Below are 23257 nucleotides of genomic sequence, written 5' to 3' on the forward strand. Positions count from 1 at the left end.
ATGCGGGTGAGATGAGCGAGTGGTGAGGATGCTGTCGCTCGATCCGTATGGACTCGCCCCATGTCGGCACTGCCGCTCGACCCTTCCGCGCGTTCCGCACCGCGGGAGCCGAGTCCGGCGCTGCGCGTGCTCGATGGACTGGTCGATCGCCTTGTCGCCAACCAGAGGGCGATGGCCGAGCTGGAGGCCGAGCGGGCCGAGCTGTTCGCGGCAGCAGCCGACGTGATCCCGGCTCGCGCCGAGGAGCTGCGAGACGGGCGCCGGCGGATGGCGGCCGATCTCCCGGCGCGGGAGGTCGTGGCGGAACTTGCGACCGCACTGCGGATCGGCGAGCGCGCCGTGCAGGCGCATCTGACCGACGCATCGTTGCTCGTCGGCTCCTTTCCCGGCACCCTCACCGCCCTCCGCGACGGGCACATCGACGCCCGGCACGTTGCGGCGATCCTGGATGCGGGGGCCGCCCTCGGTCGTCCCGATCTGAGGGCGCGGTTCGAAGACATCGTGCTGCCGATCGCGGGGCGCGAGACCGCGGCCCGCCTGCGCAGCCATGCACGCGAGTTGGCCGCGAGAGTCGACCCCCAGGCCGTCGACCGGCGTGCCGCGGCTGCCGACGCCCGGCGGACGGTGCGGATCTACGACCTCGACGACGATCTGTCCCGGCTGACCCTCGACCAGCCGGCGACGCTGATCCACGCGATCTACGACCGCCTCACCCAGCAGGCGAAGGCGCTCCGAACCGGTGACGCGGCCGCGCCGGCGGATTCGCGGAGCGATGAGCGGATGAACGACCTCGGAAATGAGGAGCGGGACGATCGCGTCGTCGTCGTCACGGGTCCGGGCGGCCGAGGAGTCGCGGGCAGCGCCGTCGAGCACGGGTCGGGGGATGCTGCAACCGCCGATCCTCGGACGATGGACCAGCTGCGGGCGGACATCCTCGCCGACATGCTCCTGACCGGTAAGCCGTCCGCTCACGGCAACGGGCTGGACGCGATCCGAGCGGTGGTGCAGGTCACCGTTCCGCTGGCCGCACTCGTCCCGGACGACGCCGTGCCGGGCGACGCGGTCCCGGACGACGCCGTGCCGGACGACGCCGTGCCGGAAGATGCGGACCCGGGGAGGACGGCGGGCGTCGCAGTCTTGCCGACATTCGGCCCGATCCCCATCGGCACGGCACGAACGCTGGCCGGTCACGCGCCCGGATGGGAACGGGTGTGCCTTGATCCGACCTCGGGGCTGCCCGTCGCCGTCGACCGCTACAAGCCGACCGCCAGGCAGCGGGCGTACCTCGCTGCGCGTGACGAGCGGTGCCGCTTCCCCGGATGCCGCCGTCCCGCGCACCGCTGCGACATCGACCACACGCGCGATGCTGCGCTCGGCGGGGCAACGTGCATCTGCAATCTCGCGCACTTCTGCCGCGGTCACCACACCATCAAGCACCACACGGCGTGGACGGTGCGGCAGGTCGGGGGTGGCATCCTCGAGTGGACCTCTCCGACGGGCCGCCACTACGAGGACCGCCCGGCGACCACGGTCAGATTCGTCCCGGGAGCGCGCGGGAGCGCCTCAGAACTGGACACCGACCCGCCACCGTTCTAGGAGTACTGGCTTGATTGTCGGCGTGAGCGCCTACAACTCCTGCGGCGCGGTGTCGCCTTCCTCGGGCGGTCGAAGAGACAGGCGGATCGACGAGTGAACGTAGGCCGCCACCGCCATCGCGTACACGCCGATGTAGAGGGCTTCGATCGCGGGTGCGGCGAACGGCGCCACGAGGTAGCCCAGCCCGGCGAGAAAGAAGTAGATGGCCACGAGGTAGCCCGCGACGGGGCGCTCGGTCATCCGCCACCACGCGCGAGGCGGCGCCACCGCCTCGCTGGCCCCACGGAAGGAACGCACACCGAGAACCAACAGCGCCACGCCGACCGCCAGGGCGACGAGCTGCGCCGCGACCTGCGACACCGCGAAGGAGAGAGCGATTCCGATCAGCAGGATCACGATGATCGACACGACGATGTACCCGACTTTCGCCGGGCCCGACCTGATGCGCAACCTCACCATCGTCCCCCCACGGGAGACCCTAGCCTCAGCGGAGGTCGACGAGCCTCTTCAGCTTCCCCTCGCTGCGGGGCAGCGACCCGACCGAGGCCGTGACCACGGTCACCGTCGAGCCGATCCGCGCCTTGATCTCGCGCTGCAGCAGCACGCAGGCCTCGACGACCGCAGAGTGCGACGCGGCGGGATCGGGCTCGACGCGGACCGTGAGCCGGTCGAGGTGCCCCTCGTGGGTCAGCTCCAGCAGGAAATGCGGCGACAGGTCCGGGATGGCGAGGGCGATCTCCTCGATCTGCGTCGGGAAGAGGTTCACCCCGCGCAGGATGATCATGTCGTCGTTCCGACCGGTGATCTTCGCCATGCGCCGCATCGCAGGCCTGGACGTGCCGGGCAGGAGCGTCGAGAGGTCGTGAGTCCGATAGCGGATGACGGGCATCGCCTGCTTCGTGAGCGTCGTGAACACCAGCTCGCCCTGCGTGCCGTCGGGAAGCGGCATCCCGCTCTCCGAATCGACGATCTCGGGCAGGAAGTGGTCCTCCCAGACGGTCGGGCCGTCCTTCGACTCCACGCACTCGCTCGCGACACCGGGGCCGATGATCTCGGAGAGCCCGTAGATGTCGCACGCATCCAGATCGAGCGACTCCTCGATCGTGAGGCGCATCTGGTCGGTCCATGGCTCCGCGCCGAGGATCGCCACCCGCAGCGACGTCGAGCGCGGGTCGATGCCGGCATCCCGCATCGCATCCACGATCGTCAGCAGGTAGGTCGGCGTGCACATGATCGCGTCGGGCTGGAAGTCGCGGATCAGCTGCACCTGCCGCACGGTGTTGCCGCCCGACATCGGCACGACCGTCGCGCCGAGCGCCTCGATGCCGGCGTGCGCGCCGAGCCCGCCGGTGAACAGCCCGTACCCGTACGCGTTGTGCACCATGTCGCCGGGCCTGACGCCGGCGGCGCGGATCGACCGCGCCATGAGCGTGCTCCAGGTGTCGAGATCCTGGCGCGTGTAGCCGACGACGGTCGGGCGGCCCGTGGTGCCGCTGGAGGCATGGATGCGCAGCACCTGCGCCCGCGGCACGGCGAACATGCCGAACGGGTACTCGGCCCGCAGGTCGTCCTTCGTCGTGAACGGCAGCATGGCGACATCATCGAGCGCGCGGATGTCGTCCGGATGGACGCCCGCCGCATCGAATGACCGCGTGTAGAACGGCACGTTCTCGTAGGCGTGCCGCACGGTCCATTGCAGGCGACGCAGCTGCACGGCCCGCAGCTCGTCGAGCGACATGCGCTCCGCATCATCGAGAACAGCGGTGTAGGTCATGGCATGTCCTTCTCCGGGATCGACCGGTCGGGCACCGGCCTGCGCGTGGTGAGGCTGCGGCCTCGGAACTCTGCGACCATCCGGCCGTCGTCGGCCTGCACGCGCACGTCGTAGACGCCGGCTCGACCCACGAGGGACCGTCGCTGCGCGGTCGCGGTGAGGACCTCGCCCTCGTGGGCCGAGGTCAGGAAGACGATGTCGGCGCCCGCGGCGAGGGTCACGGCATCCGTCTCGTTGCAGGCCAGCGCGAACGCGGTGTCGGCGACCGCGAAGACGAGCCCGCCGTGGATGACGTGGAAGCCGTTGAGCATGTCCGCCCGCACCCGCATCCGGACGATCGCCTCGCCGGGGGAGGCGCTCGTCACCTCGATGCCGAGCATCGCCGACGCCTGGTCGGCTGCGATCATGTCGCGCGCGTGCGCGGTGGCGAAGACGTCATCGTCCATGGCTGCTGTCACCTTCTTCGAGCGACCCGATCTGTGTCATCATGGTGACGAACGAACGTTCAGTAAGTCAAGGATGACGACCCATGCCGACCATACTGCGCGACGACGATCGGCCGGACCGCCTGCGCATCCGACTGCACCGACCCGAGGTGCGCAATGCCATCGACCTCGAGACCGTCAAGGCGCTCCACGCGGTGTGCGACGAGCTCGAGCGGAAGCCGCGCATCCTGATCCTGTGCGGCTCGGACGGTGTCTTCGCCTCCGGCGCCGACATCGCAGAGCTCCTGCAGCGCAGCCGCGACGAAGCGCTCCAGGGAATCAACTCGCGCCTGTTCGACCGCCTCGCCCACCTGCCGATGCCCGTCATCGCCGCCGTCGACGGCTGGGCGCTCGGGGGAGGCGCCGAGCTCGCGTACGCGGCCGACATCCGCATCGCGAGCGAGCGCGCCCGCTTCGGAAACCCCGAGCCGTCGCTCGGCATCGTCGCCGCGGCGGGTGCGACGTGGCGCCTGCCCCGGCTCGTCGGCGAGCCGCTCGCCAAGGAGATGCTGCTCGTCGGCCGGATCATCGACGCCCAGGAGGCGCTCGCGGCGGGTCTGGTGTCCGCGGTGCATGCGCCGGAGATGCTGGATGCCGCGGCCGACGCCGTCGCCGATCGGATCGCCTCCCAGGACCCCCTCGCCATCCGCCACACCAAGCGGCTCATGGGCCTCCCGCTCGATGCCCACCCGCGTGCCGACGACGACGCGCAGGCGGAGTGCTTCGTCTCGCCGGCGAAGCGCGAGCGCATGACGGCCTTCCTCGAGAGGCGCAAGGCATGAGCCTCCCGGCCGTCGTCGGCATCGTCGGCGCCGGCCGCATGGGCGTGGGCATCGCGCACGTCTTCGCCGTGGCCGGCTCCGAGGTGCGCATCCTCGACTCGGATCCCGCTGCCGTTGCGCGGGCCGCCGCCACGATGGAGCGCTACGCGATCCGGGCCAACGGGGATGCGGGCGATGCGACGACCGTCGCATTCGTCGGCGACGTCGAGGGTCTGGCGGGCGCCGACCTCGTGATCGAGGCCGTGCCGGAGGACGCGGGCCTCAAGCGCGCGGTGCTGGCCCAGGTCGAGGCGGCCGTCGGCCCGAACGTGTGGCTGGCATCCAACACGTCGTCGCTCTCGATCGACGCGCTCGCCGCATCCCTGCGCCGACCCGAGCGGGTCTGCGGCCTGCACTTCTTCAATCCCGTGCCCTCGTCCGCGCTGGTCGAGATCGTGAGGGGAACCATGACCCATCACGACCTCGTCGTCGCCGCGCGCGACTGGGTCGCCTCGCTCGGCAAGACGGCGATCGTCGTCCGTGACTCGCCCGGTTTCGCGAGCTCGCGGCTGGGCCTCGCGCTCGGGCTCGAGGCGATCCGGATGGTGGAGGAGGACGTCGCCTCGCCCGCCGACATCGACGAGGCGATGGTGCTGGGATACCGGCATCCCATGGGCCCGCTGCGCCTGACCGACCTCGTCGGACTCGACGTGCGCCTCGGCATCGCCGAGCACCTGCACCGCGAACTGGGCGAGCGGTTCGCCCCGCCCGAACTTCTGCGGCGCATGGTCGCCGAGGGCCGACTCGGCCGCAAGACCGGCCGCGGATTCTACGAATGGAGTGAGGAATGACCACGACGACGACTGCACCGCCCGTCTCGAGCTGGATCGCCGGCCAGTGGGCCGCCGCACCCGTCGACGACGAGGTCGAGTTGAGGGATGCCGCGACCGGCATCCTCGTGGCGACCGCCGGGGGAGCGCCCGACCTCGCCGCGGCTGTCGACTACGCCCGCACGGTCGGGCAGGCCTCGCTCGGCGAGCTGCCGTTCCACCGTCGGGCACTCATCCTGAAGGCGCTCGCGCAGGCGCTCACCGCCGCGAAGGACGAGCTGTACGCCGTGAGCGCCCGGACCGGCGCGACACCGCGCGACAGCATGATCGACATCGACGGCGGCATCGGTGTGCTGTTCACCTATGCGTCGAAGGGTCGCCGCGAGCTGCCCAACGCCACGACCATCGTCGACGGCGCGCCCGAATCGCTCTCGCGCGACGGCAGCTTCGGGGGCCAGCACCTGTGGTCGCGGCTGCCGGGCGTCGCGTTCCAGGTCAACGCGTTCAACTTCCCGGTGTGGGGCATGCTCGAGAAGTTCGCGCCCGCCTTCCTCGCCGGTGTCCCCTCGATCGTCAAGCCGGCGACGCCGACGTCGTACCTCACCGAGGCCGCCGTGCGGGTCATGGCCGACTCCAGGCTTCTTCCCGAGGGCTCGCTGCAGCTCGTCGTCGGGCAGGCGCACGGCTTCCTCGACCTGCTCGACGCGAGGGATGCCGTCGGCTTCACCGGCTCGGCATCCACCGGTCGCATCCTCCGCCGCGACGACGCCGTCACGATGCGCGGCGTGACCCTCACGACCGAGGCGGACTCGCTGAACGCCGCGATCCTCGGTCCCGATGTCGAGCCCGGGTCGCCGGACTTCGAGGCCTTCGTCGCCTCGGTCGTCACCGAGATGACGGCGAAGGCCGGCCAGAAGTGCACGGCGATCCGGCGCGTGATCGTGCCGGACGACCGGGTCGACGCGGTGATCGACGCCGTGCGCGCACGGCTCGAGGCCAAGGTCGTCCTCGGCGACCCGCGGGCGGAGGGCGTGACGATGGGTCCGCTCGCGTCGCTCGAGCAGCGGCGCGAGGTGCGCGAGCGCGTCGCCGAGCTCCTCGCCGGCGGCGGCGAGATGGTCGTCGGGTCGCTCGAGTCCCCGGAGGTCCGGCGCGCGGACGGCACGACAGGCCCCGAGGACGCCGGCGCGTTCCTGCGGCCCATCCTGCTGCGATTCGCGGATGCCGACGCCCCCGTGGTGCACGCCCTCGAGGCATTCGGGCCCGTCGCATCCGTCATCGGCTACTCCGACCTCGTGGATGCCGTGCGGCTCGCGAACCGCGGCGACGGCTCGCTCGTGGCCACCGTGTGCTCGACGGACCCCGACACGGTCGCGGCGCTCGTCGCCGGGATCTCGCCGTTCCACGGCCGCGTGCTCGTGCTCGACGCATCCGTCGCCCGCACGTCGACCGGGCATGGCTCGCCCGTTCCGCACCTCGTGCACGGCGGACCGGGTCGCGCCGGCGGCGGCACGGAGCTCGGCGGCATCCGCTCGGTGCTGCACTACATGCGCCGCACGGCGCTGCAGGGCTCGCCCGAGGTGCTCACCCGGCTCACCGGCCAGTGGCGGGCCGGCGCCGCGGCGGACACCGGCATCCACCCGTTCCGCAAGTCCCTCGCGACGCTGCGGGTCGGCGACCAGCTCGCGTCTGACCTGCGCGAGGTGACCCTCGACGACATCGAGCACTTCGCCGAGTTCACGGGCGACACGTTCTACGCGCACATGGACGAGGAGGCGGCGGCGGCGAACCCGTTCTTCCCCGGGCGCGTCGCACACGGCTACCTCCTCCTGTCGTTCGCGGCGGGCCTCTTCGTGGACCCCGCGCCGGGTCCGGTGCTCGCGAACTACGGACTCGAGAACCTGCGGTTCGTCACCCCGGTCTCGCCCGGCGATCGCGTGCGCGTGACGCTCACGGCGAAGCAGATCAGCCCGCGTGAGAGCGAGGACTACGGCGAGGTGCGGTGGGATGCCGTCATCCGGAACCAGGACGACGAGATCGTCGCGACGTACGACGTCCTGACACTGGTGGCGAAGGAGGGATAGTCGTTCTGCAGCGTGCACAACGGCGGGTGCGGGACGGCGACACACCGGGACGGATGCCGCCACACGGCGTGTCGCTCGATCGGCCCGCGGTTGTGCACGGGCCGGCGTGAGGAGTCAGGCGCGCAGGCCGTCCATCGCGACGGAGACCAGGGTGTCGGCCAGCCCCTGCGCGGAGAGCGGACCGTCCGGGTGGTACCACTCCACGAGCGAGTTGATCATGCCGAACAGGAGCCGCGACGTCGTGCCCGAGTCGAGGTCGGCCCGCAGGGATCCCTCCACGTGCGCCGCATCCACCAGCGCGGAGAGCCGGTGGTCGACGGACCGGCGCCGGCGCAGCGCCTCGCGCTCGACCTCCGTGTTGCCGCGGACCCGGAGCAGGAGCGTGACGGCGGGAAGCTCCGCGACGAGTGCGCGCACGGCTCCGCGGAGCGCCGCCTCGAGGCGCTCGGCGGCCGAGCCCGGCAGGGCTTCGGCATCCGCGATCTCGCCCTCGAGCGCATCGAGCGCGCGGGACAGGGCGCGATCGAGCAGCTCCTCCTTGCCGCTGACGTGGTAGTACAGCGCGGACTTGCTCGTGCCGAGCCGCTCGGCCAGCACGCTGATCGACGTCGCCTCGTAGCCGCGCTCGTTGAAGGTCGCGACGGCGACGTCGAGCACGGCGTCGAGGTCATAGGGCGGCCTGTCGGTGCGTCCGTTGCCGCGGCGAAAGGCGCCCGCCGTCTCATCCAGAGCCCGGCCCGCCGTGTTGTTCGCCATGGCACAAGAGAGTACCATTACTGAACGACCGGTAAGTAATAGGACTTCCGGCGGGATCGAGGAGGATCGATGGATGGCGTGCTCACCCGCGAGACCGACGACAGCGCCGTGGATGCTGCGGGCCAGGCCCGCTTCGACGAGCTGATCGCCGCAGATTCCCGCGTCGAGCCCGCCGACTGGATGCCGGAGGCGTATCGCAGGACGCTGATCCGGCAGATCTCGCAGCACGCGCACTCGGAGATCATCGGGATGCAGCCGGAGGGCAACTGGATCACGCGCGCCCCGAGCCTCAAGCGCAAGGCGATCCTGATGGCGAAGGTCCAGGACGAGGCCGGCCACGGGCTCTACCTCTACGCGGCCGCGCAGACCCTCGGAATCACGCGCGACCGGATGACCCAGCAGCTGATCGACGGCAGCGCGAAGTACTCGTCGATCTTCAACTACCTCACGCCGACCTGGGCCGACATGGGCTCGATCGGCTGGCTCGTCGACGGCGCCGCGATCTGCAACCAGGTGCCGCTGTGCCGCGCGTCGTACGGCCCCTACGCGCGGGCGATGATCCGCATCTGCAAGGAGGAGTCGTTCCACCAGCGGCAGGGCTTCGAGATCCTCCTCGCCCTGTCGCGCGGCACGGCGGAGCAGAAGGCGATGGCGCAGGAATCGGTGAACCGCTGGTACGCGCCCGCGCTCATGATGTTCGGGCCGCCGGATGACGCGTCCCCCAACTCCGCGCAGTCGATGGCCTGGAACATCAAGCGCTTCTCGAACGACGACCTGCGCCAGCGCTTCGTCGACATGATCGTGCCGCAGGCCGAGATCCTCGGGCTCACGCTGCCCGACCCCGACCTGCGCTGGGACGAGGAGACCGGGCACTGGAACTACGGCGACCTCGACTGGGACGAGTTCCGGGAGGTGCTGCGCGGCAACGGGCAGGCGAACGCCCTGCGCGTCGCGACCCGGCGAGCCGCTCACGAAGAGGGTGCGTGGGTGCGTGAGGCCGCCGCGGCGTATGCGGACAAGCGGAAGCGGAAGGTGGCGTGATGGGCACCAATCCGGCCGAGGGGCCAGAGGTCTGGCCCCTGTGGGAGGTCTTCATCCGGTCGTCGCGGGGCCTCAGCCACGTGCACGCCGGCTCGCTGCACGCGCCCGACGAGACCATGGCGGTCCGCAACGCCCGCGACCTCTACACCCGTCGGGGCGAGGGCGTCTCGATCTGGGTGGTGCCGTCATCCGCGATCACGACCTCCGACCCCGATGCCCGCGGCGAGTTCTTCGAGTCGCCGGCCGGCAAGGACTACCGGCACGCCACGTACTACACCGCGTCCGAGGGGGTGCCGCACCTGTGAGCCGCGCCATACTTCCCAGGACCACTGCCGTCGGCGAGATCGCCGACGAACGGACGGCCGCATACGCCATGGGCCTCGGCGACGACTCGCTCATCCTCGCGCAGCGCCTCGGCGAGTGGATCGCCCACGCTCCCGAGCTCGAGGAGGACGTCGCCCTCGGCAACATCGGTCTCGACCTGCTCGGGCACGCGCGCGGCTTCCTCACCTACGTGGGCTCCGCCTGGGGGAAGGACGAAGACGACCTCGCGTACTTCCGCGACGAGCAGGAGTTCCGCTCGCGGTGGCTCTTCGAGCAGCCCAACGGCGACTTCGCGCACACCATCGCCCGGCAGCTGCTGGTCTCGGCGTACCTCGTCGCCCTGTACGACGAGCTCCAGACATCCGCCGACCCCACGCTCGCCGCGATCGCGGCGAAGGCGGCGAAGGAGGTCGCCTACCACCTCGACCACGCGACGCAGTGGACGCTGCGCCTGGGCGACGGCACCGACGAGTCGCACCGGCGGATGCAGGCCGGACTCGTCGCGATGTGGCCGTATGTCGACGAGCTCTTCTCCGACGATCCCGCGGCGGATGCGGCCCCCGACGGCGTGGCCGTTGATCCCGCGTCGCTGCGCGCGGCGTTCGACGCGGCCGTGCTGCCGGTGATCGCGGAGGCGACGCTCGAGGTGCCGGCCGTGCCGGCTGCCCGCGGCCGGGGGCGGCTCGGCATCCACTCGCCGCACCTGGGACACCTGCTCGCCGAGATGCAGGTGCTCGCCCGACGCCACCCGGGAGCGGCCTGGTGAACGTTCGCGAGCTGGTCTCCACCATCCCCGACCCCGAGCTGCCCATGGTGTCGATCGCCGACCTCGGCATCCTCCGCGACGTCCGGCTGGACGACGACGGACAGACGATCGTCGAGATCACGCCGACCTATTCGGGATGCCCGGCCGTCGACGCCATCCGCGACGACATCGTGCGCGCGCTCGAGGGGGAGGGGATCCCCGGACGGGTGGACGTCGTGCTGAGCCCCGCGTGGACGACCGACTGGATCACCGACACCGGTCGCCGCGCCCTCGCCGACGCCGGCATCGCCCCGCCGGCGCCGCGTGTCGGCACACGCGTGAGCCTCGGACTCGGCATCCGCTGCCCGCGCTGCGGGTCGCTGCACACGCGCGAACTGTCGCACTTCGGATCCACGGCCTGCAAGGCGCTGTGGGTCTGTGAGCGGTGCCACGAGCCGTTCGACCGGTTCAAGGAGCTGCGTTGAGCCTGCCGGGTGACACCGCGACGCGTCGACGCGCCACTTTTCACGCCCTCGAGGTGTCGGAGGTGCGCCCGCTCACCGACGACGCGATCGAGGTCGCCTTCGCGGTGCCGCCGCAGCTCGCGGATGCCTACTCCTACGCGCCCGGCCAGTACGTCGCCCTGCGCACGACGCTCGACGGGGATCAGCTGCGCCGCAGCTACTCCATCTGCCAGGCGCCCCAGCCGGTGGCGCATGAGAAGGGACAGCCGGGGGTTCTGAAGGTCGCGATCAAACGCGAGCTCGGAGGTGTCTTCTCGACGTGGGCCCTGGCCGAGCTCGCCCCGGGCATGACGCTCGACGTCATGAGCCCGGAGGGCCGGTTCACCCCGCACGTCAGGACCGACCGCCCCGCGCGTTACGTCGGCGTCGCCGCCGGCAGCGGCATCACTCCGATGATGGCGGTCATCGCGCACACCCTGAGCGAGCGGCCCGACGACACGTTCGATCTCGTCTACTCCAACCGCACCGCGATGGATGCGATGTTCGTCGACGAGCTCGCCGACCTCAAGGACCGCTGGACCGCGAGGCTCGGCATCCATCACGTGCTCACACGGGAGCGACGCAGCGCCGACCTCATGTCGGGGCGATTGGATGCCGACCGCCTCCGCCGCATCTTCGAGGACGTCATCGGAGTGGACGGTGTGGATGAATGGTTCCTGTGCGGCCCGTTCGAGCTCGTGCAGACGTGTCGCGACCTGCTCTCGTCGCTCGGCGTCGATCCGCACGCGGTGCGGTACGAGCTGTTCACGACGGATCGCCCCGAGCGCCCCGCGGGACAGCACGGTGCCGCCGTGCCGGTCGTGGCCGCAGACGAGGTGCACCGCATCCAGTTCCGCCTCGACGGCATCACGAGCACGGTGACCTCGCCCGTGCACTCGCGCGAGACCGTGCTCAATGCGGCGCTCCGGGTCCGCGGCGACGTACCGTTCGCGTGCGCGGGCGGCGTGTGCGGCACGTGCCGCGCCAGACTCGTGCGCGGCGAGGTCGACATGGAGGAGAATTACGCGCTCGAGCCCGACGAGATCGCGGCCGGGTTCGTGCTCACGTGCCAGTCCGTGCCGATGACCCCCGAAGTGGAAGTGGACTACGACACATGATCGAGCTCACGCGAGACGGCGATGTCGCCGAGATCGTCCTGAACGCCCCCGAGAAGCTGAACTCGCTCGACCTCGCGGGCATCGAGGAGCTGGATGCTGCGTTCCGTGAGGCGACCGGCGCCCGCGCGGTCGTCCTGCGCGGCGAGGGCCGCGCCTTCTGCGCGGGGCGCGACATCGCGGGCGTGGATCCCGCGACCGACGACGTGCCCGGATACCTCGGCGCGACCGAGGCGCTCATGCGGCGCATCGCGGGTTTCCCGGCGCCGACGTTCGCCGCCGTTCAGGGGGCGTGCCTCGGCGTCGGGCTCGGCCTCGCGATCGCGACCGATGTCGTCTACGTCGCCGACGACGCCAAGCTCGGCTCGCCCTTCGCGAACCTCGGCGCCCTGCTCGACTCCGGCGGGCACGCGCTGCTGTTCGAGCGGCTCGGCGCGCATCGCGCGTTCGACCTCATCTACACCGGCGAGCTGATCTCCGGGAAGGATGCCGTGTCCGCCGGGCTCTTCTCGCGGTCGATGCCCGCGGGCGAGGTGCTCGATGTCACGCGCGAGCGGGCGCGGCGGGCGGCGACGGGGCCCACACAGGCGTTCCTGGCCTCCAAGCGCGTCATCGCGCGTCTGCGCGACGCGCGGCTGTGGGATGCCGTGCACGCCGAGACGCACGAGCAGGAGGGCCTGCGGCACACGCACGACTACGCGGAGGGCTTCGCGTCATTCCGCGAGAAGCGGAAGCCCGAGTTCACGGGGGAGTGAGAACCCGGTCCCCGAGCTTGTCGAGGGGTGGCACCGGCGATCGCGGTGGGGGCAACGCCTCGACAGGCTCGGCGACAGACTCGGCGACCGGCTCCATTCCTAGGCGCCCGACAGCACGCCGACAAGAGGCGCGAGCCGCGCGGAGAACTCGTCGGAGACCGTGAGGAACGACACCCCCGTCGCCTCGCGCAGGGCGAACAGGGCGTCCGCGTCGCGGACCGCATCGCCCGACAGCAGGCCGACCGCACCCGACGCGCGCAGCGACTCGGGGGTGACCCCGGCGTTCTGGCGCATCCACTCGGGCACGTCGTCGCCCACGCCGACGATCTGGAGGGCCAGCTCGAGCGGCGGCCGGTCGGCCGGCGTCACCGCGCGCACCCGGGCCACCGCCTCGGCGACGGCGGCCGTGTCCGCGGTCGGGGCCAGCGGCAGCGCCAGGGTCTGCGCGTGCCGCCCGGCGATCCGCAGCATCCGGTCGCCCGCGGCGGCCATCGTGAGATGCAGGCCGTCGCCGAGCGAGCCGCGCAGGGCGGCGATGGTCGCCTCGACGTGATCGACCCGCTGGCCCGGCGTCCCCCACGGCACGCCGAGGGCCTCGGCATCCCGCTCTCCGCCCGGACGGCCCGCGCCGATGCCGAGCTCGAGGCGGCCGTCGGCGAGCTCGGCCAGCGTGCGCGTCTCGCGCACCGTCGCCGCGGCCGAGCGCAGGGGCGCCGCGAGCACCCACGTGCCGACATGCAGGGTCGTCGTCGCGGCTGCGGCGGCGGCGAGGGCGGGGAAGGGCGACGGCGTCCACAGCGTGTCGGGGGTCAGCAGCACGGAGTATCCGGCGCTCTCGAGGCGCAGAGCGGTGTCCCGCCACGCGCGCGCCGGGCCGCGGACGGCGGCCACGGCGCCGAATCGGAAGGGTGTCATGACCTCAGCCTGGACCGGGCGGGGGCGCGTGCGCATCCTCCCGGGGGAGACACCGGGTGGCATCCCGACGGAGGACCGTTCTACCGATTCGTCAAGAACATCGATTCTTGACGGCTGAGCGGGTGTAAAGCCGGCTGGTCTACCGATGTGGCCCACTACTCTGGACCGTTGGTGCCCGCGAACCGGCGGAGAGCACCGCATCCCCTCCACGAATCTGCACACCCGCACGAAAGGGACGACGTGGTCGACACAGAGCTGGCCGAGGACACAGGGCGCACCCACGACTGGTCAGCGCGCGAGGAACTCGCCGAGCAGATGATCCCCGTCATCGGGCGTCTGTATCGCAACCGCGGGGTCGTGACGTCGCTGCACGGCCACCGCATCATCAACCTCTCCGCCATCGGACTGCTGGAGGTGCACGAGCGCGTGAGTCAGCTCGGGCACGACGAGCTCGATCCCGCCGAGACGCTCGCGGTCCTCGCGGCGCTCGAGGACCTCGCACCGGGCGCGGCGTCGATCGACGTGGGCCGGCTCTGCGCGGAGGTCCGCGCGAGCGATGACGCGGCGATCGACGTCCTGTCCGCGCAGCTGGCGGACATCCTCCCCGACGGGGAGGATGACGCGGATGCGGCCCCCGCCGGCGCCGATGTCGTCCTCTACGGCTTCGGGCGCATCGGGCGCCTGCTCGCCCGCATCCTGATCTCCCACACCGGCGGCGGCAGCGGCCTGCGCCTGCGCGCGATCGTCGTGCGCAAGGGCGGGCTGAACGACCTGCAGAAGCGCGCCAGCCTGCTGCTGCGCGACTCGGTGCACGGGCGCTTCCAGGGCACGGTGTCGATCGACGAGGATGCGCAGCAGATCATCGCGAACGGCACGCGCATCCAGGTGATCTACGCCGACGACCCGGCATCCGTCGACTACACCGCCTACGGCATCCGCGACGCGATCGTCGTCGACAACACCGGCCGCTGGCGTGACGAGGAGGGGCTCTCGCAGCACCTCCGGGCATCCGGCGTCGCGCGGGTGCTCCTCACGGCACCCGGCAAGAGCCCGCTGAAGAACATCGTGCACGGCATCAACGACGACACGATCGCGCCGGCGGACCGCATCCTCTCCGCCGCCTCGTGCACCACCAACGCGATCACGCCCGTGCTCGCCGCGATCGACGAGGCGTACGGAGTGGTCAAGGGGCACGTCGAGACGGTGCACTCGTTCACGAACGACCAGAACCTCATCGACAACTTCCACAAGGGCGACCGCCGCGGCCGTTCGGCCGTGCTGAACATGGTCATCACCGAGACCGGCGCCGCCAAGGCCGTGGCCAAGGCGCTGCCGCAGCTGGAGGGCAGGCTCACCGGCAGCTCGATCCGCGTGCCCACCCCGGACGTGTCGCTCGCGGTGCTCCACCTGACGATCGAGCGACCGGCGACGAAGGAGCAGGTCAACGACTACCTGCGCCGCATCTCGCTGCACTCCCGCCTGCGCCAGCAGATCGACTACGTGGAGTCGCCCGACGTGGTCTCGACCGACTTCGTCGGCTCGCACCGCGCAGGCATCGTCGACGGTCTCGCCACGATCGCCGACGAGGACACCCTCATCCTCTACGTCTGGTACGACAACGAGTTCGGCTACTCGTGCCAGGTGATCCGCGTACTGGAGAAGATGGCCGGCACGCACCCGGTCGTGCGGCCGGCTCGGCGCGAGGTCACGCTCGCGCGCTAGGAGTTCACGCGGATGATCTCCTGCTGGTAGGGCGCGATGACGTCGCCCGAGATCCGGCAGTCCAGGAGCAGGTAGGGGCGCTGGTCGGCCGGCGTCGCGGCCCAGGATGCGAGTCGGTCCAGGTCGGCGAGCTCCCGCACGACCACGCCCTCCGCGCCGACGGCGGCGGCGAGGCCCGCGAAGTCGACCTGCGGGATGCGCATCGGGTCGTCGGCGAGGCCCTTCAGCCCGTACAGGTTGACCTCGGCGCTGTAGGCGGCGTCGTTCCAGACGACCGCGATGCCGCGACCGCGCGCGACGCGGACCGCGGACTCGAGGTCGGCGAGCGCCATGAGCCCGCCGCCGTCGCCGGTCGTGAGCACGACCGTCGCCTCCGGCTGCGCGAGCGCTGCCCCGGGAACGGACGGCCAGCCGAGACCGATCGACTGATACGCCGTGCCGACCATGATCATGCGGTCGGGGGATGCGACGGGCCAGTACATGTTCGCCCAGCCGATGAAGTGGCCGCCGTCGGAGACCACCACGCGGTCCTCGGGGAGGAGCTCGCCGATGCGGTGGGCGACCGAGCGCGGGTCGAGTCGGCCGTCGGCGGCGATGCCGTCACCCGGCTCGCGCTCGCGCAGGGGCGCGAGGTCGACCGACTCCCGCCACCCGCTCGGCATCGCGCCCAGCATGTCGAGCTCCGCCACGAGGGCCGAGGCGACGACGGCGGCGTCGCCGCGCACGAATCCGCCGACATGGGGATGCGTCGCGGTCGGCGCGACGTCGACCTGGACGACCCGCGTGCCGGGGGAGAACAGGTCGCCGAAGCGCATCGTGAACTGGTTGAGGGATGCGCCGAAGACCACGGCGACGTCGGCCTCGCGCACGAGCGCCATCGCGCCGTCCGCGCCGAAGCCGCCGGTCACGCCCAGATCGAATTCCGCCGCCGGGAAGACACCGCGGCCGAGGGCGGTCGATGCCGTGATGGCGCCGGTCGCATCGGCGAGGGCGCCGAGGGCCTCGCCGGCATCGGCGAGCCACGCGCCACGGCCGGCGAGGAGGAAGGGGCGCTGCGCGCCGGCGAGGTCGCGCGCGAGGGACGCGATGGATGCGACGGCGAACGCGCCGGCCGGGGTGAGCGGGGCGGGGATGCGGGGCTCGGGCGCCTCCGGGACGGGACCGGCGTCGAGCCGGGCGACGTCGTATGGGATCGCGAGCACCGTCGGCACCCGGTAGGTGAGGGCGTGCTCGATCGCGATGACGGTGGTGGCCGCGGCATCCGCCCGACCGACCGTGTACGTGCGCGCGCCGACGGCCGACGCCATCGCGATCTGGTCGACGTCCCACGGGCGCGGGCCCGACGTGGGCTCGTCGCCGACGACCAGCACGAGCGGGACGTGGGCCTGCACCGCCTCGGCGAGCGCCGTGAGGGTGTTGGTGAAGCCGGCGCCGTAGGTCGCGGTCGCGGCGGCGATGCGGTTCGACGCGCGGAAGAAGGCGTCGGCCGCGACGACAGCGCCGGCCTCGTGGCGCACCGGCGTGTAGCGGGTGGGGGTCTGGCGCTCGAGCGCGTCGAGGAAGTACGCGTTGCCGTTGCCCATCACCCCGAAGACGTGGTCGATGTGGCGGGCGAGGGTGACGGCGACGTGGGCGGAGACAGTGGGCATGGCGAAGCCTCTCGAGACAGGGACGGGATGGATTCCGTATGTGTCTCGCACGGGCCGTGTCGTGCACCGCCGCGCTGCGTGCTCCTTTTGCGAGCACCGGCCGGATCCTTCGAGACCGAATGACCGGGGCCGGACGTCGTCAGTCTATCGGCTCGCGCGGGCGCGGCCCGGTCGCCGACGGGGCACGACGGCGGGCCAGAACATCACCGTCGTGATCACGAGCGATGCGCAGACGTAGGCGGCGATCAGCACGGGCCCGAGATGCGGGGAGCGGCCCGCGGTGAGGTCGAGCAGCATCCCGCAGATGAGGGCGGCCAGCAGCACCGCGTGCAGCGCGATGCCGACGATGAGCGAGCGTCGCTGGTGCATTGACCCGTCCTCTCCGACAGGGGATCACGCGAGCCTAGCGGCCGGCCGGCCTCGTGACGAGGCATCCTTCGCCCCCGGGCAAGTGGGGCGCGCTCGGGGTCAAGTCGATCTGCGTGACCGGACTCAGACTGGGAGAAACGACGAAGGAGACACCGATGTCCGATTCCACCCTTGACGTCCAGGCCACGGGTCTGGACGAGGCGGCGCTGCTGGCCCGCATCCAGGCCCCGGAGGGCGAGGGACGCGAGATCCCGGATGCTGCGACCCGCGAGATCATCGGGCGTGCCCCGGTCGACGGCGTGGCGGCGCTCGACGACGCGATCGCCCGCGCGAAGGCCGCGCAGCCGGCGTGGGAGGCGCTCGGGCACGACGAGCGCAGCGCGCTGCTGCTGAAGGCCGCCGACGCGATCGACGCGAATGCCGAGGGCCTCGCCCGCCTGCTCTCGCGCGAGCAGGGCAAGCCCCTGGGCGGCCCGAACGCCCGATTCGAGCTCGGCGCGTGCGGCGCGTGGCTGCGCACGGCCGCGACGACTCCGCTCGAGCCCGAGGTGATCGTCGACGACGGCCAGGTGCACGCCGAGCTGCACTACCGAGCCGTCGGCGTCGTCGGCGCGATCGGTCCGTGGAACTGGCCCCTCATGATCGCGATCTGGCAGATCGCCCCGTCGCTGCGCATGGGCAACACCGTCGTCGTGAAGCCGAGCGAGTTCACGCCGCTCAGCGTCCTGGCGCTCCTGTCGGTCATGAACGACGTGCTGCCGCCCGACGTGCTGATCGGCATCTCCGGCGACCGCGAGGTCGGCGCGCGACTGGCCTCCCACCCCGACATCGACAAGGTCATGTTCACCGGGTCGACGGCCACCGGCCGCAGGATCATCGAGGCCTCCGCAGGCAACCTCGCCCGCCTCACCCTCGAGCTCGGCGGCAACGACGCCGGGATCGTCCTGCCGGGCACCGACCCGCAGGCGATCGCGCAGGACCTCTTCTGGGGCGCGTTCATCAACACCGGGCAGACGTGCGCGGCGCTCAAGCGCCTGTACGTGCACGACTCGATCTACGACGAGGTCGTGGACGCGCTCGCCGGTGTCGCGGAGCAGATGCCGATGGGCAACGGCCTCGACGAGGGCAACGTGCTCGGCCCGCTGCAGAACCGCCAGCAGTTCGACATCGTCAGCCGCCTGGTCGACGATGCCAGGGCCCACGGCGGCCGGGTCGTCACCGGCGGCGCGCCCGCCTCGGAGCTCGGCGAGCTGTTCTACCCGATCACCCTCGTCGCCGACGTCGCCGACGGCATGGCGATCGTCGACGAGGAGCAGTTCGGGCCGGCCCTGCCGATCATCCGCTACTCGGACGTCGAGGATGCGATCGCCAGCGCGAACCGTCTGGACGTCGGTCTCGGCGCCTCGGTGTGGGGCGATCAGGATGCGGCGCGGGCCGTGGCCGCCCGCATCCAAGCCGGCACCGTCTGGATCAACTCGCACGGCGGCGTGCACCCGATGATCCCCTTCGGCGGCGTGAAGGGCTCCGGCTACGGCCTGGAGTTCGGCGTCGAGGGGCTGAAGTCGGTCGCGGTACCGCAGGTCGTGAGCGGACCGGGCCGCCGGTAGGCCGGTGCGGCGAGGGCCGGTGGGCGCGTCGCTCCACCGGCTCTGGCTCGCCTCAGTGACGGACCGGCACTCGGAAGCCGTCGAGCAGGGCGTCGAGTCCACGGGCGATGCGCCCGTCGCCTGCGACGTCGGGCAGCAGCACCGAGATCATCTGCCATCCCGCGTTGCGGGACGCCACCTCGCCGACGGCCGTGTCGATGTCCACGTCGTCGGCGAGCTCGCCGTCCTCGCGAGCCTCGATGAGGAAGCGACGGAACATGTCGCGCCAGCGCATGTTGTTCACGCGGTGGATCGCGCGCACCTCGTCGTCCTGCGAGGCGTGGTCCCAGAACGAGATCACCAGACGCGCGTGCAGGGGGCCGGCCTCGCCGAACGGCAGGATCTCCTCGCACATCTGACGCAGGCCGTGGAGTCCGCGCACGCCCCGGGTCCGTTCGGTGATCCGGTCGTTGGTGATCTGATACGACCGCAGGAACGCCGCGGTGAGCAGGCTCTTCTTGTCGGGGAAATAGCGGGCGATCGCGCCGTGGGCATAGCCGGCCTCGGTGGCGATCTCGCGCATGGTGACGCGGTCGAACCCGACCCGGATGATGACCTTCATCGCAGCGTCCGCGATATGCGTGCGGCGCTCGTCGTGGTCGACGATCTTCGGCATCCCTGCTCCCGTCCGGTTCGATCCTAAGTCCAGACTCTTTCGTAACCATGTGGTCAGAAAAAAGTCGGTCAGCTATTGCCTGAAATAAGGTTACGTCGTATCGTTTAAAAACACCACCTGGTGATTAAACGGTGTCCGAACCCGTCAAGGAAGACTCAACATGAACCGTTTGCTTCGACCCCGCCGCCTGATCGCGGCGCTCGCCGTCGCCACTGCGGCGGCCTCGCTCGCCGCCTGCTCCAGCGGCGGCACCTCCTCGTCGACCCCCGGCGTCGGCGGCCTCACCACGCTGAAGGTGGCGACCATCGGTCTCACGTCCGACGGCGGGCTCATGACCGGCATCGAGAAGGGCTTCTTCGCGGATGAGGGGCTCAAGATCGAGACATCCATCGTCGCCAACCCGCCCGCCGGCCTGGCCGCCGTGCAGAGCGGTCAGGTCGACATCGCGTACGCGCCCAGCATCCCGCTCCTGAACGCGCTCAGCCACGGCGTCCAGCTGAAGGTGGTGGGCGCCGCCGACGGCTATGCGCCGGGCGCTGCGCAGGGCTCGGACCCGGCCCAGTCCGACGACACCGGACTGTTCGCGAGCGCGAAGAGCGGCGTCACCTCCGTCGCCGAGCTCAAAGGCAAGACGATCGCCGTCCCCGCCCGCAAGGCGCAGATGGAGGTCGTGATCGCCCAGGCGCTCAAGAAGGCGGGCATCGATCCGTCGACGGGCGTCAACTGGGTCGTCCTCGACTTCACCTCCGCCGTCGCCGCGCTCAAGAGCGGGACGGTGGATGCGGCGGGCCTGGTCAGCCCCTTCACCGCGCAGGCCAAGGCCGAGGGAGCGAGGCAGATCTCGGCGCCCTCGATCGGGTTCTTCCAGGACGGCGCCGTCGGTCTGTGGACCAGCGGCACCTCGACGGTCGCAGCGAAGAAGTCCGTGATCGCGGCCTTCCAGCGTGCCATCGCGAAGACCAACGCGTACGCCGACGCCCACCCCCAGGAGGCGATCAAGGCCGGTCTCGCGTATACCAAGTCGACGCTGGCCGCCGATCAGGTGATCACCCCCTACTGGCCGACGAAGGTGGCTGCGGCGGACCTGCAGCGCGTCGACGACAGCATGGTGCAGCTCGGCTTCCTGCCCAAGGCCGTCGCCCTCGACGGCGTGATCGTCTCGGACTGACGATGCGCACCCGTCTGCTGCAGTACGGGATCGGCGCGGCCGGCGTCGTGGCGGCGCTCTGCGTCTGGCAGATCGCCGCCACGGTGGGCCCCCTGGCCGGGTCGCCGCTGCCCTCGGCGACGAGTGCGATCGCCGCGATGCTCCAGCTGACCACGACGTCGGCGATGTGGCAGGCGACGGCGGTGACGGTGGCGATGGCGCTCGGGGGGCTCGTGATCGCGATCCTCGTCGGAGTGCCCCTCGGCGTCGGGATCGGCACATCCCCCCTGGCGATGCATGCGACGCGGGTGCCGCTGGAGTTCCTGAAGCCCATTCCGCCGATCGTGATCCTCCCGATCGTGGTCCTGGTGCTCGGCCCGACGGCGGGGATGGGGGTCTTCCTGGTGTTCTTCGGAAGCTTCGTCGCCATCGCCGTTCAGGCGGCCGCGGGCGTCTTCGACACGGATCCCGTCGCGCGGGCGACCGCGCGCTCGTACGGCATGGGGCGTGGCGAGACGGTGTGGCGGATCGTCGTGCCCAGCGCACTCCCGTACATCGGCACGGCGGTGCGCGTCGCGGCGCCGACCGCCCTCATCATCGCGGTGGTCGCCGGCCTCCTCGGCGGCGGCCCCGGGCTCGGCCAGAGCCTTCTGCTCGCCCAGATCGGCGGCAACCGAGACGACCTGTTCGGATACGTGCTGATCCTCGGCATCCTCGGCCTCGTCATCCAGGGGCTCAGCCAGTGGGGCGAGCGTCGCCTGCTCAGCTGGCACCCGCAGTACCGGAAGGCGGTCGTCTGATGACCCTCACCTCGTCGATCCCGTCGCGCACCGCCGTCGCCCGCCGGCACGCTGGCCGCGCAACGCCGCGATGGGTGCTGGTGGCCGCCGAGATCGTGGTCCCGGTGCTGCTGGTCGCCTGGTGGTGGGTCGCGTCGGCCGACTCGACCAACCCGTTCTTCCCGCCGTTGCAGTCCATCCTCGCGCGGCTGGTGGAGCTCGCGCCGACGCCGGCCTTCCTCCGCGATGTGGGCTCGTCGGTGGGCAACCTCGTGCTGTCGTTCGTCCTCGCCTGCGTCATCGGCGTCGTGCTGGGGGCGGCTCTCGGCCTCGTCCGCGGCCTCGCATGGTTCGTCGAGCCGACGGTCCACTTCTTCCGGGCCATCCCGCCGGTGGCGCTCGTGCCGATCTTCGTCTCGCTGATCGGGTTCGGCAACGAGACGCGCATCCTGTCGATCACGATCGCCGCCGTCTTCCCGGTGCTGATCTCGACCATGGACGGCATCCGCGCGACCGAGCCGACCCTCGGCATGGTGTCGCGCGTGTACCGGCTCGGCCGGGCCGACCGGCTGTTCTCGGTGACGCTGCCGGCGGCGAGCCCCCGCATCCTGTCGGGCATGCAGGTGAGCCTCATGACGGCGTTCGTCGTCATGATCGCCAGCGAGATGCTCGGGTCGTCCACGGGACTGGGCGCCGCGACGCTGCTCGCGCAGCAGTCGTTCGCCATCACCGACATGTGGGTGGGGATCATCGTGCTCGGCATCCTCGGGTACGTCTCGACCGCCCTGTTCACCCTCTTCCGGCGCCGGGTGCTGCGCTGGTACATCGCCTCGCAACAGCAGGAGAAGAACTCATGATCGCCCAGACCGCCACCGAGGCCCCCGTCCGGCTCAACGTCCAGGGTCTCGCCAAGACGTACGACACGAAGAAGGGCTCCGTCCCGGTCATCGCGGACCTCACCTTCGACGTCCGCGTCGGCGAGGTCGCCTGCATCGTCGGCCCGTCCGGCATCGGCAAGACCACACTGCTGAAGTGCCTCACCGGCCTGCAGGGGCTCTCGTCCGGGGTGGCGATGATCGACGGACGTCCGATCGACGGCCCGCCGAAGGAGATGGCGCTCGTCTTCCAGGAGTACACCCGGTCGCTCATGCCGTGGCTCACCGTCGAGAAGAACGTGCGGCTGCCGCTGAAGCACCTGCACCTGCCGAAGGGCGAGCGCGAGGACCGCATCTCGGCTGCGCTGGCCGCGGTCGGCCTGACGGGCGCGGAGGCGAAGTATCCGTGGCAGCTCTCCGGCGGGATGCAGCAGCGCGTGGCGATCGCGCGAGCCATCGCCTATCGGCCCGAGGTGCTCGTCATGGACGAGCCGTTCGCGTCCGTGGACGCCCAGACGCGGTTCGAGCTCGAAGACCTGTGCCTCAAGATCCGCGACGAGTTCGGAATGACGATCGTGGTGGTCACCCACGACATCGACGAGGCGGTGTACCTCTCCGACCGGGTCATCGTGCTCGGCGAGCGTCCGGCGCGGGTCACCCGCACCCTCGACATCGACTTCACCGACCGCGACCAGCTGCGCACGCGTGCGCTCCCCGAGTTCGCCGAGCTGCGCACCGAGATCCTGGAGCTCATCCGGAGGGCGCACTGA

General features: G+C 71.2%; 24 protein-coding genes. 16 read left to right on the plus strand and 8 right to left on the minus strand.

The window, feature by feature from the left end; translation table 11 throughout:
- Positions 1 to 60: 60 nt before the first annotated feature.
- Positions 61 to 1596, plus strand: coding sequence for an HNH endonuclease signature motif containing protein (locus SM116_RS05200; protein ID WP_320943394.1), 1536 nt, complete (start codon positions 61 to 63; stop codon positions 1594 to 1596).
- A 30-nt stretch (positions 1597 to 1626) separates the two neighbouring features.
- On the opposite strand, the gene SM116_RS05205 is transcribed toward SM116_RS05200, so the two are convergent.
- Genes SM116_RS05205 through paaI form a run of 3 tightly spaced genes read right to left on the minus strand, consistent with a single transcriptional unit; the run spans position 1627 to position 3816 of the window.
- Positions 1627 to 2046, minus strand: coding sequence for a hypothetical protein (locus SM116_RS05205; protein WP_320943395.1), 420 nt, complete (start codon positions 2044 to 2046; stop codon positions 1627 to 1629).
- 34 nt (positions 2047 to 2080) lie between these two features.
- Complete coding sequence (gene paaK, locus SM116_RS05210) at positions 2081 to 3370, minus strand: phenylacetate--CoA ligase PaaK (protein WP_320943396.1); 1290 nt, start codon at positions 3368 to 3370, stop codon at positions 2081 to 2083.
- Complete coding sequence (gene paaI, locus SM116_RS05215) at positions 3367 to 3816, minus strand: hydroxyphenylacetyl-CoA thioesterase PaaI (RefSeq protein ID WP_320943397.1); 450 nt, start codon at positions 3814 to 3816, stop codon at positions 3367 to 3369. Before paaI ends, paaK begins: the two co-directional genes overlap by 4 nt.
- A gap of 83 nt (positions 3817 to 3899) precedes the next feature.
- Between paaI and SM116_RS05220 the strand changes: the two genes are divergently transcribed.
- From SM116_RS05220 to paaZ, 3 genes are read left to right on the plus strand one after another with little or no spacing between them, the layout of a single operon-like run.
- Complete coding sequence (locus SM116_RS05220) at positions 3900 to 4637, plus strand: enoyl-CoA hydratase/isomerase family protein (protein ID WP_320943398.1); 738 nt, start codon at positions 3900 to 3902, stop codon at positions 4635 to 4637.
- Positions 4634 to 5467: a 3-hydroxyacyl-CoA dehydrogenase family protein gene (locus tag SM116_RS05225; protein ID WP_320943399.1), complete on the plus strand. Its 834-nt coding sequence runs from the start codon at positions 4634 to 4636 to the stop codon at positions 5465 to 5467. Before SM116_RS05220 ends, SM116_RS05225 begins: the two co-directional genes overlap by 4 nt.
- Positions 5464 to 7530: a phenylacetic acid degradation bifunctional protein PaaZ gene (gene paaZ / locus SM116_RS05230; RefSeq protein WP_320943400.1), complete on the plus strand. Its 2067-nt coding sequence runs from the start codon at positions 5464 to 5466 to the stop codon at positions 7528 to 7530. The genes SM116_RS05225 and paaZ overlap by 4 nt, the downstream gene beginning before the upstream one ends.
- Positions 7531 to 7644: 114 nt before the next feature.
- Here the strand turns inward: paaZ and SM116_RS05235 are convergent, their stop codons facing one another.
- Positions 7645 to 8286, minus strand: coding sequence for a TetR/AcrR family transcriptional regulator (locus SM116_RS05235; protein WP_320943401.1), 642 nt, complete (start codon positions 8284 to 8286; stop codon positions 7645 to 7647).
- A gap of 69 nt (positions 8287 to 8355) precedes the next feature.
- On the opposite strand from SM116_RS05235, the gene paaA reads away from it, so the two are divergent.
- Genes paaA through SM116_RS05265 form a run of 6 tightly spaced genes read left to right on the plus strand, consistent with a single transcriptional unit; the run spans position 8356 to position 12769 of the window.
- Entirely contained in the window at positions 8356 to 9327 is a 972-nt protein-coding gene (gene paaA, locus SM116_RS05240) for a 1,2-phenylacetyl-CoA epoxidase subunit PaaA (RefSeq protein ID WP_320943402.1), read from the plus strand.
- A complete protein-coding gene (gene paaB / locus SM116_RS05245; RefSeq protein WP_320943403.1) occupies positions 9327 to 9632 on the plus strand; it encodes a 1,2-phenylacetyl-CoA epoxidase subunit PaaB in 306 nt (101 codons plus the stop codon). Before paaA ends, paaB begins: the two co-directional genes overlap by 1 nt.
- Complete coding sequence (gene paaC, locus SM116_RS05250; protein ID WP_320943404.1) at positions 9629 to 10417, plus strand: 1,2-phenylacetyl-CoA epoxidase subunit PaaC; 789 nt, start codon at positions 9629 to 9631, stop codon at positions 10415 to 10417. Before paaB ends, paaC begins: the two co-directional genes overlap by 4 nt.
- Positions 10414 to 10881, plus strand: coding sequence for a 1,2-phenylacetyl-CoA epoxidase subunit PaaD (gene paaD, locus SM116_RS05255; protein ID WP_320943405.1), 468 nt, complete (start codon positions 10414 to 10416; stop codon positions 10879 to 10881). Before paaC ends, paaD begins: the two co-directional genes overlap by 4 nt.
- Complete coding sequence (gene paaE / locus SM116_RS05260; RefSeq protein ID WP_425563292.1) at positions 10878 to 12017, plus strand: 1,2-phenylacetyl-CoA epoxidase subunit PaaE; 1140 nt, start codon at positions 10878 to 10880, stop codon at positions 12015 to 12017. The genes paaD and paaE overlap by 4 nt, the downstream gene beginning before the upstream one ends.
- A complete protein-coding gene (locus tag SM116_RS05265) occupies positions 12014 to 12769 on the plus strand; it encodes an enoyl-CoA hydratase/isomerase family protein (RefSeq protein WP_320943406.1) in 756 nt (251 codons plus the stop codon). Before paaE ends, SM116_RS05265 begins: the two co-directional genes overlap by 4 nt.
- A 99-nt stretch (positions 12770 to 12868) precedes the next feature.
- On the opposite strand, the gene SM116_RS05270 is transcribed toward SM116_RS05265, so the two are convergent.
- Positions 12869 to 13684, minus strand: coding sequence for an LLM class flavin-dependent oxidoreductase (locus SM116_RS05270; RefSeq protein ID WP_320943407.1), 816 nt, complete (start codon positions 13682 to 13684; stop codon positions 12869 to 12871).
- A gap of 315 nt (positions 13685 to 13999) precedes the next feature.
- Between SM116_RS05270 and SM116_RS05275 the strand changes: the two genes are divergently transcribed.
- Positions 14000 to 15406, plus strand: a complete 1407-nt coding sequence (locus SM116_RS05275; RefSeq protein ID WP_425563298.1) for a glyceraldehyde-3-phosphate dehydrogenase — start codon at positions 14000 to 14002, stop codon at positions 15404 to 15406.
- Here the strand turns inward: SM116_RS05275 and SM116_RS05280 are convergent.
- Together SM116_RS05280 and SM116_RS05285 are read right to left on the minus strand one after the other, a co-directional pair.
- Positions 15403 to 17055 carry a thiamine pyrophosphate-binding protein gene (locus SM116_RS05280; RefSeq protein WP_320943409.1) on the minus strand — a complete coding sequence of 551 codons (1653 nt, stop codon included), beginning with the start codon at positions 17053 to 17055 and terminating at the stop codon, positions 15403 to 15405. The two genes, SM116_RS05275 and SM116_RS05280, sit on opposite strands and share 4 nt — an antisense overlap.
- A gap of 144 nt (positions 17056 to 17199) precedes the next feature.
- Complete coding sequence (locus tag SM116_RS05285; protein WP_320943410.1) at positions 17200 to 17424, minus strand: hypothetical protein; 225 nt, start codon at positions 17422 to 17424, stop codon at positions 17200 to 17202.
- A 155-nt stretch (positions 17425 to 17579) separates the two neighbouring features.
- Between SM116_RS05285 and SM116_RS05290 the strand changes: the two genes are divergently transcribed.
- A complete protein-coding gene (locus SM116_RS05290; RefSeq protein WP_320943411.1) occupies positions 17580 to 19031 on the plus strand; it encodes an aldehyde dehydrogenase family protein in 1452 nt (483 codons plus the stop codon).
- A gap of 52 nt (positions 19032 to 19083) precedes the next feature.
- Here SM116_RS05290 and SM116_RS05295 read toward each other — a convergent pair whose 3' ends face one another.
- On the minus strand, positions 19084 to 19686 hold the full coding sequence (locus SM116_RS05295; RefSeq protein ID WP_320943412.1) for a TetR/AcrR family transcriptional regulator: 603 nt from the start codon (positions 19684 to 19686) through the stop codon (positions 19084 to 19086).
- Between the two features lie 160 nt (positions 19687 to 19846).
- Between SM116_RS05295 and SM116_RS05300 the strand changes: the two genes are divergently transcribed.
- The 4 genes from SM116_RS05300 to SM116_RS05315 are packed head-to-tail and all read left to right on the plus strand — an operon-like array spanning position 19847 to position 23257.
- Positions 19847 to 20854 (plus strand): ABC transporter substrate-binding protein, encoded by a 1008-nt coding sequence (locus tag SM116_RS05300; protein WP_320943413.1) that lies wholly within the window; start codon positions 19847 to 19849, stop codon positions 20852 to 20854.
- Positions 20855 to 20856: 2 nt separating this feature from the next.
- Positions 20857 to 21633: an ABC transporter permease gene (locus SM116_RS05305; protein ID WP_320943414.1), complete on the plus strand. Its 777-nt coding sequence runs from the start codon at positions 20857 to 20859 to the stop codon at positions 21631 to 21633.
- On the plus strand, positions 21633 to 22469 hold the full coding sequence (locus SM116_RS05310) for an ABC transporter permease (RefSeq protein WP_320943415.1): 837 nt from the start codon (positions 21633 to 21635) through the stop codon (positions 22467 to 22469). The genes SM116_RS05305 and SM116_RS05310 overlap by 1 nt, the downstream gene beginning before the upstream one ends.
- Positions 22466 to 23257: an ABC transporter ATP-binding protein gene (locus SM116_RS05315; RefSeq protein WP_320943416.1), complete on the plus strand. Its 792-nt coding sequence runs from the start codon at positions 22466 to 22468 to the stop codon at positions 23255 to 23257. Before SM116_RS05310 ends, SM116_RS05315 begins: the two co-directional genes overlap by 4 nt.

Origin of the sequence: Microbacterium rhizosphaerae (genome assembly GCF_034120055.1) — a bacterium.
GTDB lineage: Bacteria > Actinomycetota > Actinomycetes > Actinomycetales > Microbacteriaceae > Microbacterium > Microbacterium rhizosphaerae.